Here is a 16,845-nt window from a genome sequence, read left to right as displayed (position 1 = left end):
AACCGGGTTTATTAGGTTTCCTGCGCAAGGGCCGGAATGTCGGTCGCACCTAGCACCGATATCGGCTTCTGCGTCGGCTTTCCGTGTTCGGTGATGATGGCGAGGCGGGGAACCGCGCCAGACTCGAGCGGGGTGCTCAGCGCCTCTACGGCAGCCGCCGCGGTGACGTTGCGCGGCAGGAAAATCGGCTGGTCCAACTTGCCGCTGTGTTCAATCACGTCTGCCACGGTGCCTGCCGCGATCGTGTCGTCCTCACGCAGCTCCGCCGCTAGCCACCGCGCAATCGCATTGGTGGTGAGGAGGCCGACGCACTCGCCGCCTTCGTAGACCGGGAATTGGGCGAGGCCCTCAGAGGCGATAATCCCCAACGGCTCGTGGATGTCGGCGTCAGGGGAGAAGGTGACCACCCGCTGGTGCTCAACCACGTCCAGAGCCAGCGTCGGTGCGAGCAGCGAATCCCGGATCCGCTCAATCTCAGCGACGGTTTCCGGCAGCGGCTCGGCGATCGGGCGCAAGTTGTCGTACTCGCCGTGGCTAATCGCGTTGCGCAGATCGGCGAACTCCTGCAGCGTCTCGGATTGCTCCAGTGCGACAATGCCCTTCTTCGCCGCGAGACGGGCCATCCACGAAAAAGAATCGGACCGTTTGGCATCGAGTTCGGTGCGCAAGAATTTCTCGATGGAGTTGAACGCAGCAAGAAACGGCACGGCGCGGTTGGGCTCAGCATTGCTCATGGCGGCCACTGTAGCGTCGTGCCGTTTCGAAGTGGATAGCAAGCGTTTCGGTGGGTTTTTGGCGTGGGCTCCATCCGCGAATCCAGCTATCACGGTCCAGCTAATCGGCCCAAGGGGGCGATAAACGAGGTGCCACTAGCTGGATCCAGCCCCGGCGGGGTAAAGGGGAGAGGGGGATGCGATAGATCTCGTGCGCGGTGAGTCGGCGGTTTAGCTCTTGTACACGCCGCGGTTGAGCGTGTCGCAAGCTGACATTTGGCCAGTTTCGTAGCCGGACTTGAACGCCTGCATGCGCTGTTCCGAAGAACCGTGGGTCCACGCGTCCGGGTCGACCTCGCCGCCGGAGCGCTTCTGGATGTTGTCGTCGCCGATGGATTGCGCCGCCTGCAGCGCCTGTTGCAGCTGCTCGTCGGTGATCGGCTCAAGTGCTGCGTTCTCACCCTTGGAGGCGTGGTGCGCCCACAGGCCCGCGTAGCAGTCGGCCTGCAGCTCGATAGCCACCGCGGCGGAATCCTGGCCCGGGTTCTTGTAGTCGCTTAAACCGAGGGTGCCCTCAAGGTTTTGGATGTGGTGGCCGTACTCGTGGGCGGTGGCGTACTCCTGCGCCAGCGGGCCGTTGGAGCCGCCGAGCTGGGACAGCTGGTCGAAGAAGCTAACGTCCAGGTACGCGGTGGTGTCCTGCGGGCAGTAGAACGGGCCGGTGTCAGAGCTTGCAAAGCCACAGCCGGAGTTCACGCTGCCTTTGAAGATGGTCATCTCCGGTTTGGTGAACTGGGTTTCGGACTGGGCAGGCAGCACGTCTGCCCAAACGGCGTTCAACGACCCCATCGTCGCTGCTGCGCGGCAATCGTCGTACTCGTTGGAAGAACCGGCTTCCTGGCAGTGCTCCAGCGAGTACTCGTCCTGGGACTGCGACTGGGAGTCGTTGCCTCCACCACCGAGAATGCCGTTGAACGCACCGCTGAAGTACAGCAGCGCCAGCAGGACCAAAATGATGGTTCCGCCGCCGCCTCCGCGCAAAAGGAGCGGCAGCAGCATCATCGCGCCGCCGCCCAGGCCGCCGCCTCCGCGGCCGCCGCCGGAACTGGTATTGACGTTGCCACCTTGGCCCTGCGCGTAATCGCCTCTGAAAGTCATGGTCAGAATTGTGCCAAATATCTAGGGCACGTGTTGGATCTGGGTCGGTTTAGTCGGGGTCCAGTCCCGTACGAGGTACCCAGTTCTCTAGCGTGCTTCAGGGGGCCGGACGCGCGTCGCCTCAGCGCCGGGTAAACTTTGCCAGGTTAGATTCGCCATCACGTGGAAGGACGTGGAAACCGTGCTGCGCACTCACCTTGCGGGGAACCTGAATAAAGAACTCGAAGGCCAAACTGTCACTCTCACCGGCTGGGTGGCCCGCCGTCGCGACCATGGCGGCGTGATCTTTATCGACCTGCGCGACCGCTCTGGGCTGGCTCAGGTGGTCTTCCGTGAGCCCGCGGTCGCGGAGGCCGCGCATGACCTGCGCAGCGAGTTTGTCGTCCAGGTCACTGGCACGGTTGAGCCACGCCCGGAGGGCTCGGCGAACCCGAACCTCGCCTCCGGTGAGATCGAGGTCAACGTCACTGACCTGAAGGTGCTGAACAAGGCGGCGGCGCTGCCGTTCCAGATCGAGGACGCATCCTCCAGCGAGGTCGGCGAGGAAGCTCGCCTGCGCTACCGCTACCTGGATCTGCGCCGCGAGCGCCAGGCGAAAGCGATGCGTCTGCGCGCGAAGGCGAACCAGGCAGCGCGCCGCGTGCTGGACAACCACGACTTCACCGAGATTGAAACCCCGACGCTGACGCGCTCCACCCCGGAGGGCGCGCGTGACTTCCTCGTGCCGGCTCGTTTGAAGCCGGGCTCCTGGTACGCGCTGCCGCAGTCGCCGCAGCTGTTCAAGCAGCTACTCATGGTGGCCGGCATGGAGCGTTACTACCAGCTGGCACGCTGCTACCGCGACGAGGATTTCCGTGCGGACCGTCAGCCGGAGTTCACCCAGCTAGACGTTGAGGCCAGCTTCGTGGACCAGGACGACATCATCGAGCTCGCCGAAGAGATCCTGGTGGAGCTGTGGAAGCTGATCGGCTACGACATCCAGACTCCGATCCCGCGCATGACCTACAAGGAGGCGATGGAGAAGTACGGCTCTGACAAGCCGGACCTGCGCTTCGACATCCCGCTGGTGGAGTGCACCGAGTTCTTCAAGGACACCACCTTCCGCGTGTTCAAGGCCGAGTACGTCGGCGCCGTTGTCATGGAAGGCGGCGCCTCCCAGCCGCGTCGCCAGCTCGATGCGTGGCAGGAGTGGGCGAAGCAGCGCGGCGCCAAGGGTCTTGCCTACATCCTGGTCCAGGAGGACGGCGAGTTGACTGGCCCGGTGGCCAAGAACATCACCGACGAGGAGAAGGCCGGCATCGCCGAGCACGTCGGCGCGAAGCCGGGCGACTGCATCTTCTTCGCCGCCGGCGAAACGAAGGCGTCCCGTGCGCTGCTGGGTGCAGCCCGCGGCGAGATTGCCCGCAAGCTGGACCTGATCAAGGACGGCGACTGGGCGTTTACCTGGGTCGTCGACGCGCCGCTGTTTGAGCCGGCCGCCGATGCCACCGCTTCCGGAGACGTCGCGCTCGGCCATTCCAAGTGGACCGCCGTGCATCACGCCTTTACCTCCCCGAAGCCGGAGTTCCTGGACAACTTCGAAAAGAACCCGGGCGAGGCACTCGCCTACGCCTACGACATCGTGTGCAACGGCAACGAGATCGGCGGCGGCTCCATCCGTATCCACGAGCACGATGTGCAAAAGCGCGTGTTCGAAGTCATGGGTATCACCGACGAGGAAGCGGACGAGAAGTTCGGCTTCCTGCTGGATGCATTCCAGTACGGCGCCCCGCCGCACGGCGGCATCGCCTTCGGTTGGGACCGCATCGTGTCCCTGCTCGGTGGCTTCGAATCCATCCGCGATGTCATCGCCTTCCCGAAGTCGGGCGGCGGCGTGGATCCGTTGACCGATGCCCCGGCGCCGATTCCGGCGGAGCAGCGCAAGGAGACCGGCGTGGACTTTAAGCCGAAGAAGGATGCCGAGAGCAAAGGCGGCGAGGCCGAGGCGGCAGGAGCCGACAAGTAGGCCAGCGATGGGCGATACGCAGGAGATCATCCGCGCAGCCGCCGACATACTGACCAAGCGCTATGGCGGCGAGCAGCAGCTTGTGGACGTCGAAAGACTCGACGGCTCAGGGCTGGCTGACGTGTTCCGGGCGCGCGTGGTTAACAACCCGTTTTTCCAGCACCGCTCGGTGGTGGTGAAGCATTCGCCGGCAACCGGTGACGAGCTGGCGGACGCGGCATTTTTGCGCGAGACGGTGGCGTATCAGTTCGCGACGTCGTTAAGCGAGGAAGTGCGCCCGGGACCGGTGCTGCTGGGCTACGACACCGCCCAGCGCATCCTGATCATCTCGGACCTGGGCGACGGCCGCACACTGGCCGACTTGCTGCAGGACGCGGACCCGGAAACCCACGTGGACCTGCTGCGCCGGCTCGGCCGGGCGTTGGGCAAGATGCATGTCGGCACCGCGGACGACGAGGACGCGTTCAACGTGCTGTTCCAGCGCATGACGCGTTCGCGGAAGAACGCGGCGAACTTGCAGCTGCTGCGTGATCGTCTGCTGTCGCACCGCATCCGCATCGGCGTGGAGTTTTTGGAAAACGCCGGCATCGAGATCCCGGGGGAGGTCCGGTTTGCCGCCACAAACGTGCGCACCCGTCTGCTGCGGGGAGGCATGCGCGCGTTCACGCCGTTCGACTTGACCCCGGACAACGTCATTCAGGCCGGCAACTCCTTCCACTTTTTGGATTACGAGTGGGCAGGCTTCAGGAACGTGACCTTCGATGTGGCGTTTGTGGTCGCACGCTTCCCGGTCTTTCTTGCGGCGCAGCCGTTTAACGCGGAAGCGACCGAGGCGTTCATTGACGCTTGGGTGAGCGAAGTGCGAGGCATCTGGCCCAGCGTGGAGCACCCGGATACGCTCCAAGCGCGGATCACTGCAGGCATTATCGGGTGGGCCATGAGCAGTGTGGCGATGCTGGATCCGGTCAGCCCGGCCGATTTGTTGGAGCACGACGCCAAGCTCAAAGAGGACTTCGAGGCCGCCGGTCTCGACGTGTCTGACCTCGGGCCGCTTGAAGCGGGCGGAGAGACTGAAGAGCATCCCGCAGACCATGCCGGTGACGTTTTGCGTCCGTACTCGAAGGGGCCGTTCACCGCAGACGAAGCGCTGGTGCGCAGGGATTTGCGTGAGACGTTCGAGTCCCTCGCAGCATTCGCGGGCGCGGGCAAGGATCCCGCGTACCAAACGATAAGCCACTTCGCCCAGACGTTGGCTGAGCGCTTGCGATAAGGAGAGGTTTGGGTGGAGCAAGAGGGACTTTTCTCCGCAGCCGCAGGGCAAGACGGCCGCGGTGAGTTGGGAAACCGCGGCACCGCCTTCTTCGAGGCGGGGGCATCTGCCCCTTTGGCCGCGCGCATGCGTCCGCGGACCCTCGACGAGATCGCGGGCCAGCGTCACCTACTCAGCGAGGGCAAGCCGCTGCGCAGGCTTATCGACGGCTCTGGAGCCGCCTCGGTGATCCTCTACGGCCCGCCGGGCACCGGCAAGACCACCATCGCATCGCTGATCGCGTCTGCGATGGGGCAGAACTTCGTCGCCCTGTCGGCGCTGTCCTCGGGCGTGAAGGAAGTGCGTGCCGTAATTGACGAAGCACGGCGAGACCTAATTCGCGGCGAGAAAACCGTGCTGTTCATCGACGAGGTGCACCGGTTTTCTAAGACCCAGCAGGACGCGTTGCTGGCCGCCGTGGAAAACCGCACCGTGCTGCTGGTCGCAGCGACGACGGAGAATCCGAGTTTCAGCGTGGTAGCGCCGCTGCTGTCGCGTTCGCTGCTGCTGAAGCTGGAGTCCTTGAACGAGGACGACCTGCGCGGGGTGCTGGACCGGGCGATGGCAGACGAACGCGGATTTGGCGGCGAATTCGAGCTTGACAGCGCTGCACAGGACCAGCTGGTCCTCCTCGCCGGCGGCGACGCCCGCCGGGCGCTGACCTATCTGGAAGCTGCGGCGGAGGCGGTGCAGCCGGGGGAGACCATCACCGTCGACACCGTCAAAGAAAACGTGAACCGCGCGGTGGTGCGCTACGACCGCGACGGCGACCAGCATTACGACATCGTTAGTGCGTTCATCAAATCTATCCGCGGTTCCGACGTGGATGCCGCGCTTCATTACCTGGCGCGGATGATTGAGGCGGGAGAGGACCCGCGGTTCATTGCCCGCCGCCTGGTCATCCACGCGTCCGAAGACATTGGCATGGCGGATCCAACTGCGCTCCAGACCGCCAACGCGGCGGCGAACGCGGTGCAGTTCATCGGCATGCCCGAGGGAAGGCTCGCCCTTGCGCAGGCGACGATCCACTTGGCCACGGCGCCGAAGTCGCCGTCGGTGATCCAGTCCATCGACCGGGCGTTGGCGGACGTGCGCGCAGGCTACGCCCCGCCGGTGCCGGCGCACCTGCGCGACGGGCACTATGAAGGCGCGAAGGCCATGGGCAATGCGGTGGGATATGTCTATCCGCACGATGATCCTTTGGGCGTCGTTAAGCAGCAGTACATGCCCGACGGTCTCGAAGATGCTGTCTACTACGAACCCACCGACCATGGTGCGGAGCGGCGCATCAAAGACTTCATCGGTAGGTTGCGTGCCCTCGTCCGCGGACGGTGACACCGGGCTGCGTGCGGGCGCGGGGTAGAGTAAGCGCGGATAAAAACCGGCGCTGCTGAAAGGACAATCACGCGTGCAAACCCATGAGATCCGAGAGCGGTTCACCAACCACTTCGTCGAGGCTGGCCACACCCCGGTGCCGAGCGCCCCGCTGATTCTGGACGACCCGACGCTGCTGTTCGTCAACGCCGGCATGGTGCCGTTCAAGCCGTACTTCCTGGGCGACCAGACTCCGGATTTCAAAAACGGCACCGCCACCTCCATCCAGAAGTGCGTGCGCACCCTGGACATCGAGGAAGTGGGCATTACCACCCGCCACAACACGTTCTTCCAGATGGCCGGCAACTTCTCCTTCGGCCAGTACTTCAAGGAAGGCGCAATCACGCACGCCTGGACACTGCTCACTGGCGCTGTCGAAGACGGCGGTCTGGACCTGGATCCGGAACGCCTGTGGGTGACCGTCTACCTGGACGATGACGAGGCGGCCTCGATCTGGCGCGACAAGATCGGCATCCCAGAAGAGCGCATCCAGCGTATGGGCATGGAGGACAACTTCTGGTCCATGGGCATCCCGGGACCGTGCGGCCCCTGCTCTGAGATCTACTACGACCGCGGCCCGGAATACGGCGTCGAGGGCGGCCCGATCGCCGACGACAACCGCTACATGGAGATCTGGAACCTCGTGTTCATGGAGTCCATCCGCGGCGAGGGCGACAAGAAGGGCAACTTCGAGATCGTCGGCGAGCTGCCGCAGAAAAACATCGATACCGGCATGGGCATCGAGCGCGTGGCTTGCCTGCTCCAAGGCGTGGACAACGTCTACGAGACCGACCTCCTGCGCCCCGTGATTGACGCCGCTGTCGAGCTCACAGGAGCGAAGTACGACGCCGGCAACAAGGACAACGATGTCCGCTTCCGCGTCGTCGCCGACCACGCGCGCACCGGCATGATGATCATCCTCGACGGCGTGACCCCCTCCAACGAGGGCCGCGGCTACATCCTGCGCCGCCTGTTGCGCCGCATCATCCGCTCCGCGCGCCTGCTGGGCGCCACCGGCCCGGTGATGGAGACGCTGATGAACACCATCATGGACACCATGACCCCGTCGTTCCCGGAGATCGCGGACAACCGCGAGCGCATCCTGCGCGTGGCGGTCGCCGAGGAGAAGGCGTTTTCCAAGACCCTGGAGGCGGGCACCTCGCGTTTCGACGAGGCCGCGTCCGCCGTGTCCGCATCCGGCGCCAAGGTCCTGCCGGGCGCGCAGGCCTTCGAGCTGCACGACACCTACGGTTTCCCAATCGACCTGACCGTGGAGATGGCGCGCGAGGCCGGCTTGGACGTGGACATGGACGCCTTCAACGCCGCGATGCAGGAGCAGCGCGAGCGCGCCAAGGCCGACAACAAGGCGAAGAAGCACCGCAACGTGGACGAATCGCTCTACCGCGAGTGGGTGGATGCGAACCCGACCGAGTTCGTCGGCTACGACCAGCTCACCCACGACGCGAAGGTGATCGGTCTCGTGCGAGGCGGCGAAAAGGTCGGCGAGGTCTCCCAGGGCGACGAGGTCGAGGTCATCCTCGATGTCACCCCGATGTACGCCGAGTCCGGCGGCCAGATGGCAGACCGCGGCCGCCTGCTCATGGGCGAGACCATCCTCAACGTCAACGACGTCCAGCGCGTGGGCAAGAAGCTGTGGCTGCACAAGGCCACGGTGCAAAACGGCGGGCTGGATCTGGGCTCCACCGTCACCGCCGAGGTGGACGGCGCGTGGCGCCACGGCGCGCGACAGGCGCACTCCGCGACCCACCTGATCCACGCGGCGATCCGCCAGGTGCTCGGCCCCGCCGCAGTCCAGGCTGGTTCCTTGAACAAGCCGGGTTACCTGCGCTTCGACTTCAACTACACCGACCAGCTCACGGACGCGCAGCTGCAGGAAATCGCCACCATCACCAACCAGGCGGTGGACGCGGACTTCGCAGTCAACACGATTGAAACCTCGCTGGACAAGGCGAAAGAGATGGGCGCGATGGCGCTGTTCGGCGAGAGCTACGGCGACACCGTGCGTGTGGTGGAGATCGGCGGCCCGTTCTCCGTCGAGCTGTGCGGCGGCACCCACGTCGAGCACGCCTCCCAGATCGGCCCGGTGGCCGTCCTCGGCGAGTCCTCCGTCGGCTCCGGCGCGCGCCGCATTGAGGCGTACTCCGGCATGGATTCTTTCAAGTTCCTGTCCAAGGAGGCTGCACTCGCGTCTGGCCTGGCGGCGGAGTTGAAGGCGCCGACCGAGGAGCTGCCGGACCGCATCGCCCAGCTCAGCGAGCGTCTGCGCGCGGCAGAAAAAGAAATTGCGAACCTGCACCGCCAGCAGCTTCTGGCATCCACCGCCAACTTGGCGGATGAGGCGCAGACGGTGGGCGAGCACCGTGTCGTCGCAAAGCATCTGCCCGAAGGCATTACCACTGGCGACCTGCGCACGATCGCCAACGACTTGCGCGGCAAGCTCCAGGCAGAAGACGCTGTGATCGTGCTGCTGTCCCAGGTGGACGGCAAGGTCTCCCTGGCCGCTGCCGCAACGCAGCAGGCTGTGCAGTCCGGTGTGAAGGCCGGCGACCTGGTGAAGCTGATCGGGCAGTACGTCGACGGTAAGGGAGGCGGTAAGCCGGACCTGGCACAGGGCACCGGTGCGAACCCGGCCGGAATCGAGGATGCGCTGCGCGCGGTGCGTGAATCGCTCGCGGAGTAATCAGCGATGTAATGCGTGACACGCCGAGACAGCACCCCGCCGGTTCCACAGGAAACGGTTAGGTTTAACCAAGGCCAGTTGGCCGCCCAGCCGTTAACCGGCCTGTTCCCGTAGGCGCCGAAGGTGGAAAGGACACACGGATGAAGGTGCAGCCAGACACCCCGGGGCTCAACGACCCGGGGAAGGGGCGCCGCATCGGCATTGATGTGGGCACTGTCCGCATCGGCGTGGCCTCCTCCGACCAGGACGCGACGCTTGCCACCCCGGTGGAAACGGTCCGCCGGGTCACCGGATTCAAAGACCGCGACGGCGAGGACATCGAGCGTTTGCTTGAGCTTATCGACGAGTTTGAAGCCGTGGAAGTTGTCGTCGGCCTGCCGTCGAACCTCAACGGCGACGGCTCCAAGAGCGTCAAGCATGCAAAGGAAATAGCCTTCCGCATCAAGCGCCGCAGCGACGTGCCTGTGAAAGTGGCGGACGAGCGGCTGACCACGGTCGCGGCCACCCAGGCACTGCGTGCCTCCGGCGTGCGGGAAAAGGACGCGCGCGCCGTGATCGACCAAGCGGCGGCGGTAGAGATTCTGCAATCATGGCTGGACGGCCGCAAAAACTACCTCAAGGAGAATTAACCGTGACCCCACGACAAGCCGCCATGCGGCGCACACGAAACACCGCGGTGCTGGTTACTTCGCTCCTGCTGATCATCGGCCTGATCGCTTGGATTGCCATCGCCCGCGGCAACAACGTGTCCGACTTCGAGGGCACTGGTAACGGCGAAGAACAGGTAGTGCACATCAAGGAAGGCGCAAGCCTTTCCGCGCTTGGTCCTGAGCTGGAGGAGCGTGGCATCGTCGCCTCCGACAACGCGTTCCAAACTGCCGCGGCAAACAATGCGAACGCCGACAATATCCAGCCGGGCTTCTACCGCCTGCAGGGAGAGATGAGCGCCGACTCCGCGGTGGACGCGCTTTTGGATCCGCAGCAGCGCATTACTCCGTTGCAGGTCTACGGCGGGGCCACCTTGATGGACATCAATATCCTCGGCGGACAGAAGCGCTTGGGAATTTTGACCATGATTCAGCAGTCCGCCTGCGGCGAGGAACCGGCGCCGGACTGCCTGAAGCTGGAAGAGCTGAACAAGGTTGCTGCGGAAGCGGATCCAGAGGCTCTTGGTGTTCCTGAGTGGGCCCGCGAGACCGTTGCCGGCCGGGCTGGCGACGCGAAGAGGCTCGAAGGCCTCATCGCCCCGGGCGAGTACATCATCGACCCGCACGCTAGCGCCGAGGAGATCCTCACCGATCTGATCACGCGCTCCGCCAAGCAGTACGAGTCCACCGACATTGTCGGCCGTGCCAAGGCGGTTGGCCTGACCCCGTACGAGCTGCTCACGGCAGCGTCCCTGGTCGAGCGCGAGGCTCCGGCAGGCGAGTTCGACAAGGTCGCGCGAGTGATCCTGAACCGTCTGGACGAGCCGATGCGCCTGGAATTCGACTCCACGGTGAACTACGGCCTGCCTTCCGTTGAGGTTGCCACCACCGACGAAGACCGCGGCCGCGTCACCCCGTGGAACACCTACGCCATGGACGGCCTGCCGCAGACCCCGATCGCTTCTCCGTCCATCGAGGCCATCGAGGCAATGGAGAACCCGGCCGAAGGCAACTGGCTGTTCTTCGTCACCGTGGACAAGGACGGCACGACCATCTTCAACGACACGTTCGAGCAGCACCTCAACGACACCCAGCGTGCGGTGGATTCTGGCGTGCTGGATTCGCAGCGCTAACCCATGGGGCTCACGCACCGCGCCGCGGTCCTCGGCGCGCCGATCGGGCACTCGCTCTCCCCGGTGCTGCACAGCGCCGGGTATCAGGCGCTGGGCTTGGACGGCTGGGAGTACACCCGCATCCTCTGCGAAGCGGACGACCTGCCAGGCATTGTGGGGGAGGCGGACGAGACGTTCCGCGGCTTCTCGGTGACCATGCCGTGTAAGTTCGCGGCGTTGGACTTCGCGGAGGAGGTCACCGAGCGTGCGCAGCAAATTGGTTCCGCGAACACGCTCACGCGTATCGACGGCGGCTGGCGCGCCGACAACACTGATTGCGAAGGCGCCATGGTGGCGCTGCAGGAGCTGCTGGGAGAGACGACCCCGGCAAAGCGCGCAGTTCTGGTCGGCGCGGGCGGCACAGCTCGCGCCGTGATGTGGGCGTTGCGCGAGATCGGATGCGAGCAGGTGACCGTGGTCAACCGCTCGGACCGCGCAGCGGAGTACGTGGAACTGGCACAGGGCATGGACGTGTCCTTCTGCGCCTTCGACGCCGACCTAGAGCCGGTTGCTTTGGAAGCGGACGTTGTCGCCTCCACCGTGCCCGCGGATGCGCTGGAACAGCATGCCAAGACACTTGGGCATGCTCCGGTGTTCGACGTGATTTACAACCCATGGCCCACGTCGTTGGCCGTGAGCGCCGCCTCGAACGGCTACCCGGTTGTGGGGGGCTTGTCCATGCTGGCGGGGCAGTCGTACGCCCAGTTCGAGCAGTTTACTGGCGTTGCTGCTCCACGGGCGGAGATGCGTGAGGCGCTGTTGCGCCACTGGGAGCACACCCACTAACCTCACAGGCGTGGGGACTGGGGGATTCGCCGCCTATGCGGCAGGGGCTGTTTTTCTTGCATGGTCAGCGCTACTGTGTGTCTTCGACATCCGCGAGCGCAGGCTGCCGGATGCGCTAACGGGGCCGCCCGCGGTCGCAGCTTTGACCGCCTGCTTGTGGCAGCCGTCCCTGGCGTGGGGGCTGCTGTGGCCGACGTGGTATCTGCTGGTGGGCCGGGGCATCGGTGGGGGAGACATCAAGCTCGCAGTCCCGCTCGGCGTGGCTTGCGCGGCAGCCGGCGGGCCCCTTGGAGTTGTTGCCGCGTTTGGGCTATCCGGCCTGTTCACCGTAGGCGTGGCGGTGGTGTTTCGGAAGCGTTCTGTGCCGCATGGCCCGTCGATGCTCTGCGCTCTGTGGGTGCTGTTTCCTTTTTTGTGTATGTATTCGGGGGTTTGAAGGCAGAAGCGCGCATTGGTTGTGTAAGAATGTCGCCATGCTTCGTTGGACAACGGCCGGTGAATCGCACGGCCAAGCCCTCATTGCGCTGGTGGAAAATGCGCCGGCAGGTCTGCCGGTGCGCAAAGATGAGATTGCCCATCAATTGGCGCGACGCCGCCTCGGCTACGGGCGTGGCGCCCGCATGAAGTTTGAAGCCGATGAGCTCACCCTCCTCACCGGAGTGGTGCACGGCACTTCTATCGGCAGCCCCATTGCCATCCAGATCGGTAATACGGAGTGGCCGAAGTGGACCACGATCATGTCAGCGGAGCCCGTGGACATGCAGGACCCCGATGTTGCGAAGGCGATGGCGTCGGGGCGCGGAGCGTCGCTGACCCGCCCGCGCCCGGGCCACGCGGACTTTGCCGGCATGATCAAGTACGGCTTTGACTCCGCGCGTCCGGTGCTCGAGCGCTCGTCTGCGCGCGAGACTGCCGCGCGCGTGGCGGCGGCGACGGTGGCCCGCAGCTTCCTGCGCGAAACGCTTGGTGTCGAGGTGTTCTCGCATGTGATCTCCATCGGCGAGTCCGCACCGTACGCGGGCCCGCACCCGAGCTTCAAGGACATTGAGGCTATCGACGCCTCCCCGGTGCGCGCCTACGACAAGAACGCGGAAGCGGACATGGTCGCCCGCATCGAGGCGGCGAAGAAGGACGGCGACACCCTCGGCGGCATTGTCGAGGTGATCGTGGACGGGCTGCCCGTCGGACTGGGCTCGCATGTCTCCGGCGAGCGTCGCTTGGACGCGCGCCTGGCTGGCGCGCTGATGGGCATCCAGTCGGTGAAGGGCGTCGAGGTCGGCGACGGATTTGAGGAAGCGCGCCGCCGTGGCTCCCAGGCGCACGACGAGATGGTGCGGGGCGCCGACGGCATCGAGCGCTCCACTAACCGCGCGGGCGGCCTCGAAGGAGGCATGACCAACGGCGAACAGTTGCGTCTGCGTGCGGCGTTGAAACCGATCTCGACGGTTCCGCGCGCGCTGAAGACCGTGGATATGTCCACCGGCGAAGCCGCGACCGGCATCCACCAGCGCTCGGATGTGTGCGCGGTGCCCGCCGGCGGTGTGGTCGCCGAGGCGATGGTCGCGTTGGTTTTGGCGCAAGCCGTGTCCGAGAAGTTCGGTGGCGATACTGTGGACGAGGTGCGGCGCAACGTGGAGACCTACCGCGCGTACGCTGCGGACCGGCTCACGTTTGCCCAAGAGGAGGACATGGCATGACCACCCAGACCGGGGGAGCCCCGGTAGATATCGTGAACGACTTGGTGGATGAACTTGCCCCGAAACCTGCGGAAGCCGAGAAGGAGTCGACGTCGTTTGAAGAGAACGACGCGCCTAGCGCGACCGAGCTTGTCGCTGCCTCGCCGGCGATGGTGTACGCCGCACCGCGGGTCGTGCTGGTTGGCATGCCGGGGGCCGGAAAGTCCACCATTGGCCGCCGCATCGCCAGCGCGTTGAACCTGCCCATCGTGGACTCCGACGTGCTGATCGAGCAAGGCGAGGGCAAAGCCTGCGGCGAGGTGTACGCGCAGCTGGGCGAGGAGGCATTCCGCGAGCTCGAGGTCGGCTACGTCGCCCGCGCGCTCGCCACCGGCGGGGTAGTCAGCCTCGGCGGCGGTGCGGTTGTCTCCAAACAGGTGCGTACGCTGCTACAGCGACACACCGTTGTGTGGATAGACGTCACCGCGGAGGAGGGCATCCGTCGCACTGCTGAGGACGCGTCGCGTCCCGTGCTTGACGGCGACGACCGGCAGCAGCGCTACCGCGACCTGATGGAGCAGCGCGAGCCGTTGTACCGCGAGGTATCCAGCTTCCGTGTGCGCACGGACGAACGCCCGCCTCAGCGTGTGGTGGCGGAGATCCTCGGGTTCATCGACGAGGATTAACGTGGGCTAACTCATCAGAAAGGCGAGACGCATGGCCGTAGTTGAGGTCACGGGCCAAAACCCGTACTCCATCCATATCGAGCGTGACAATTTGGACCAGGCTGCCCAGCGTGTCGCACGCATCGGCGCCCGCCGGGCGCTCGTTGTGCACCAGGCGCCACTTGCAAATGTGGCAGATCAACTTGGCCGCACGCTTGATGCCGTCGGAGTAGAGCCGGTGACGGTGTGCGTGCCGGACGCGGAAGCCGGCAAAAACCTGAAGGTCCTTTCCAATCTCTGGGACACGCTCGGTGAGCGCGGTTTTTCCCGCCAGGACGCGGTGGTCGGCCTCGGCGGCGGCGCGGTGACGGATCTCGCCGGCTTCGCCGCGGCGACGTGGATGCGCGGCATCAAGGTCGTGCAGGTGCCCACCACGCTGCTGGCGATGGTGGATGCAGCTGTCGGCGGCAAGACCGGAATCAACACTTCCGGCGGCAAAAACCTTGTTGGCGCGTTCCACGAGCCGGACAGCGTCTTCATCGACCTCGCCCGCATCGACACCCTGCCGGAAGCGGAGGTCGTCTCCGGCTCCGCGGAGCTGATCAAAACCGGCTTAATCGCGGATCCGCGCATCCTCGAGCTCTACCAGGACGGTGCCGAAAAGCATTGGCCGGAGCTGGTAGAGCGTTCCGTGGCGGTGAAGGCGAGCGTTGTCGGCCAGGACTTGAAGGAGTCCGGCCTGCGCGAAATTCTCAACTACGGCCACACTCTCGGCCACGCCATCGAGCGCCGCGAAAACTACTCTTGGCGGCACGGCAACGCGGTCGCGGTGGGCATGATGTTTGTGGCTCACCTGGCATTGGGCAGGAAGCTTGTCGACGCACCGTTGGTCGCCCTCCACGAAGAAATCCTGACCACAGCCGGCCTTCCCACCCGCTACGAGGCGGGCGCTTTCGACGAGCTGCACGACGCGATGCTGTTGGACAAGAAAAACCGTGACGGCCGCATCCGCTTTGTCGTTCTCGACGGGTTGGGCTCTTGCACCCGGCTCGAGGACACGACGGCAGACGAGATGCGTGCCGCCTACGAGGCGATTTCGGAGTAACGATGAAGATTTTGGTGCTTAACGGGCCGAATTTGAACAGGCTGGGCAAGCGGCAGCCGGAGATCTACGGATCGGTGACGCTGGCGGACGTCGAAAAGCGATTGCTTGATCGCGGCAGCGAGCTCGGCCTGGAGGTGGAATGCCGCCAGTCCAACCACGAGGGCGAATTGATCGACTGGGTGCACGAGGCGGCGGACAACGGGTGGGCCGTGGTAATCAACCCCGGCGGATTTACCCATACCTCCGTCGCGCTGCGCGACGCGCTGGTAGAACTGAAAGATCACCACGGCTTTATCGAGGTGCACATTTCCAACGTGCACGCACGCGAGCCGTTTAGGGCGCACTCCTACCTTTCGCCGATCGCCGAAGGCGTCATCGCCGGGTTGGGGGTGGACGGCTACCGGCTCGCGCTCGACTACTACGCAAGGAGGCTCTGATGGCACTGGCAGACACCCGATTTGAGGACCGCCGCCGCAAACTGTCCACGAAGCTGGCGGAGCGCCGCATCGACGACATGCTGGTGACGCACCTGACACACGTGCGTTACCTGTCAGGCTTTTCGGGGTCGAACGGCGCCATGCTGGTGTCGAAGGACCGCACTGCCGCAATCGCCACCGACGGGCGCTACACCACCCAAATCGGCGAGGAAGTGCCGGACATCGAGGCCACGATCGAGCGCAACGTCGGCGTTGCCATGCTGTCCAAGGCCGCCGAGGGCCACCGCGTGGGTTTCGAAGCCGACTATGTTTCGGTAGCTCAGCTAGAGAAGCTGCGCGAGGCCTGCCCCGAGGGCGTCACCCTCGTACCGGTCAGCGGGGTGATCGAGGAGATCCGCTTAACCAAAGACAACCTTGAGCTCACCCGCTTGACGGAGGCGGCGGAGCTGACCGTCGAGGCGCTCGATGGACTGCTGCAGGCCGGTCAGCTCCGCGCCGGCCGCACCGAGCGCGAGGTGGCTGCGGACCTGGAATACCGCATGCGGGTCCTCGGCGCGGAGCGCGTCAGCTTCGACACCATCGTCGCCTCCGGGCCGAACTCGGCGAAGCCGCACCACGGCGCGGGCGACCGTGTCATTGCGGTCGGTGACCTAGTCACCATCGATTTCGGTATGCACCGCCTCGGCTTCAACTCGGACATGACGCGCACGTTCGCGATCGGTCAAATCGGCGAGCTTGAGCGCGAGATCTACGAGGTGACCCTCGCCGCCCAGCTTGCGGGAGTGAAGGCCGCGGTGCCGGGGGCAAAGCTTGTGGACGTGGACAAGGCCTGCCGCGACGTAATCGCTGAAGCTGGCTACGGCGAGTACTTCGTGCACTCCACCGGCCACGGTGTGGGCCTAGATGTGCACGAGGCTCCCAGCGCCGCGAAGACCGGGACAGGCGTGCTCGAAGAGGGCATGACGCTAACTATCGAGCCCGGAATTTACATCCCCGGCAAGGCGGGGGTGCGCATCGAGGACACCCTCATCATCACCTCGGCGGCACCGAAGGTGATCACGGAGTGCAGCAAGGAACTGACGGTGCTGTAACATTGC

Annotated in this window: 15 protein-coding genes; 13 read left to right on the top strand and 2 right to left on the bottom strand. The window is 65.0% G+C overall.

What is annotated here, in order from left to right; genetic code table 11:
* Positions 1-11: 11 nt before the first annotated feature.
* Positions 12-734, bottom strand: a complete 723-nt coding sequence (locus CAFEA_RS06395) for a CBS domain-containing protein (RefSeq protein WP_063936784.1) — start codon at positions 732-734, stop codon at positions 12-14.
* Between the two features lie 210 nt (positions 735-944).
* Positions 945-1,871, bottom strand: coding sequence for a KPN_02809 family neutral zinc metallopeptidase (ypfJ, locus tag CAFEA_RS06390; RefSeq protein ID WP_034998836.1), 927 nt, complete (start codon positions 1,869-1,871; stop codon positions 945-947).
* A 181-nt stretch (positions 1,872-2,052) separates the two neighbouring features.
* Here ypfJ and aspS point away from each other — a divergent pair, with 181 nt between their 5' ends.
* From aspS to CAFEA_RS06325, 13 genes are all read left to right on the top strand, one after another.
* Positions 2,053-3,876, top strand: coding sequence for an aspartate--tRNA ligase (gene aspS, locus CAFEA_RS06385; protein ID WP_063936911.1), 1,824 nt, complete (start codon positions 2,053-2,055; stop codon positions 3,874-3,876).
* Between the two features lie 7 nt (positions 3,877-3,883).
* Positions 3,884-5,146 carry a protein kinase family protein gene (locus CAFEA_RS06380; protein WP_063936783.1) on the top strand — a complete coding sequence of 421 codons (1,263 nt, stop codon included), beginning with the start codon at positions 3,884-3,886 and terminating at the stop codon, positions 5,144-5,146.
* A 12-nt stretch (positions 5,147-5,158) separates the two neighbouring features.
* Positions 5,159-6,520, top strand: a complete 1,362-nt coding sequence (locus tag CAFEA_RS06375) for a replication-associated recombination protein A (RefSeq protein WP_394326876.1) — start codon at positions 5,159-5,161, stop codon at positions 6,518-6,520.
* A 73-nt stretch (positions 6,521-6,593) separates the two neighbouring features.
* Positions 6,594-9,260 carry an alanine--tRNA ligase gene (alaS, locus tag CAFEA_RS06370; RefSeq protein WP_063936782.1) on the top strand — a complete coding sequence of 889 codons (2,667 nt, stop codon included), beginning with the start codon at positions 6,594-6,596 and terminating at the stop codon, positions 9,258-9,260.
* Between the two features lie 140 nt (positions 9,261-9,400).
* Positions 9,401-9,889, top strand: a complete 489-nt coding sequence (gene ruvX / locus CAFEA_RS06365) for a Holliday junction resolvase RuvX (protein ID WP_063936781.1) — start codon at positions 9,401-9,403, stop codon at positions 9,887-9,889.
* Positions 9,890-9,891: 2 nt separating this feature from the next.
* The gene (locus tag CAFEA_RS06360; protein WP_253704875.1) at positions 9,892-11,040 is read left to right on the top strand and encodes an endolytic transglycosylase MltG; all 1,149 of its coding nucleotides are present in this window, start codon (positions 9,892-9,894) and stop codon (positions 11,038-11,040) included.
* A 3-nt stretch (positions 11,041-11,043) separates the two neighbouring features.
* Positions 11,044-11,865 carry a shikimate dehydrogenase gene (locus CAFEA_RS06355; RefSeq protein ID WP_063936779.1) on the top strand — a complete coding sequence of 274 codons (822 nt, stop codon included), beginning with the start codon at positions 11,044-11,046 and terminating at the stop codon, positions 11,863-11,865.
* The gene (locus CAFEA_RS06350) at positions 11,828-12,301 is read left to right on the top strand and encodes a prepilin peptidase (RefSeq protein WP_350308260.1); all 474 of its coding nucleotides are present in this window, start codon (positions 11,828-11,830) and stop codon (positions 12,299-12,301) included. Before CAFEA_RS06355 ends, CAFEA_RS06350 begins: the two co-directional genes overlap by 38 nt.
* 37 nt (positions 12,302-12,338) lie before the next feature.
* Positions 12,339-13,562, top strand: a complete 1,224-nt coding sequence (aroC, locus tag CAFEA_RS06345; protein ID WP_063936778.1) for a chorismate synthase — start codon at positions 12,339-12,341, stop codon at positions 13,560-13,562.
* Positions 13,563-13,711: 149 nt separating this feature from the next.
* Positions 13,712-14,227, top strand: coding sequence for a shikimate kinase (locus CAFEA_RS06340; protein WP_063936909.1), 516 nt, complete (start codon positions 13,712-13,714; stop codon positions 14,225-14,227).
* A gap of 31 nt (positions 14,228-14,258) precedes the next feature.
* Complete coding sequence (gene aroB / locus CAFEA_RS06335) at positions 14,259-15,311, top strand: 3-dehydroquinate synthase (protein ID WP_063936777.1); 1,053 nt, start codon at positions 14,259-14,261, stop codon at positions 15,309-15,311.
* Between the two features lie 2 nt (positions 15,312-15,313).
* Positions 15,314-15,748 (top strand): type II 3-dehydroquinate dehydratase, encoded by a 435-nt coding sequence (gene aroQ, locus CAFEA_RS06330; RefSeq protein WP_063936776.1) that lies wholly within the window; start codon positions 15,314-15,316, stop codon positions 15,746-15,748.
* On the top strand, positions 15,748-16,839 hold the full coding sequence (locus CAFEA_RS06325; protein ID WP_063936775.1) for an aminopeptidase P family protein: 1,092 nt from the start codon (positions 15,748-15,750) through the stop codon (positions 16,837-16,839). The genes aroQ and CAFEA_RS06325 overlap by 1 nt, the downstream gene beginning before the upstream one ends.
* Positions 16,840-16,845 lie beyond the last annotated feature (6 nt).

The organism is Corynebacterium afermentans subsp. afermentans (genome assembly GCF_030408355.1).
Taxonomy (GTDB): Bacteria; Actinomycetota; Actinomycetes; order Mycobacteriales; family Mycobacteriaceae; genus Corynebacterium; species Corynebacterium afermentans.
This window is presented reverse-complemented; position numbering and strand designations above follow the sequence as displayed.

What these genes read in the sequence shown, in the direction of transcription:
- CAFEA_RS06395 (WP_063936784.1), bottom strand. Translation starts at nt 734, where the DNA reads ATGAGCAATGCTGAGCCCAACCGCGCCGTGCCGTTTCTTGCTGCGTTC.
- ypfJ (WP_034998836.1), bottom strand. Translation starts at nt 1,871, where the DNA reads ATGACTTTCAGAGGCGATTACGCGCAGGGCCAAGGTGGCAACGTCAAT.
- CAFEA_RS06380 (WP_063936783.1), top strand. Translation starts at nt 3,884, where the DNA reads ATGGGCGATACGCAGGAGATCATCCGCGCAGCCGCCGACATACTGACC.
- ruvX (WP_063936781.1), top strand. Translation starts at nt 9,401, where the DNA reads ATGAAGGTGCAGCCAGACACCCCGGGGCTCAACGACCCGGGGAAGGGG.
- CAFEA_RS06355 (WP_063936779.1), top strand. Translation starts at nt 11,044, where the DNA reads ATGGGGCTCACGCACCGCGCCGCGGTCCTCGGCGCGCCGATCGGGCAC.
- aroC (WP_063936778.1), top strand. Translation starts at nt 12,339, where the DNA reads ATGCTTCGTTGGACAACGGCCGGTGAATCGCACGGCCAAGCCCTCATT.
- CAFEA_RS06340 (WP_063936909.1), top strand. Translation starts at nt 13,712, where the DNA reads ATGGTGTACGCCGCACCGCGGGTCGTGCTGGTTGGCATGCCGGGGGCC.
- aroB (WP_063936777.1), top strand. Translation starts at nt 14,259, where the DNA reads ATGGCCGTAGTTGAGGTCACGGGCCAAAACCCGTACTCCATCCATATC.
- aroQ (WP_063936776.1), top strand. Translation starts at nt 15,314, where the DNA reads ATGAAGATTTTGGTGCTTAACGGGCCGAATTTGAACAGGCTGGGCAAG.
- CAFEA_RS06325 (WP_063936775.1), top strand. Translation starts at nt 15,748, where the DNA reads ATGGCACTGGCAGACACCCGATTTGAGGACCGCCGCCGCAAACTGTCC.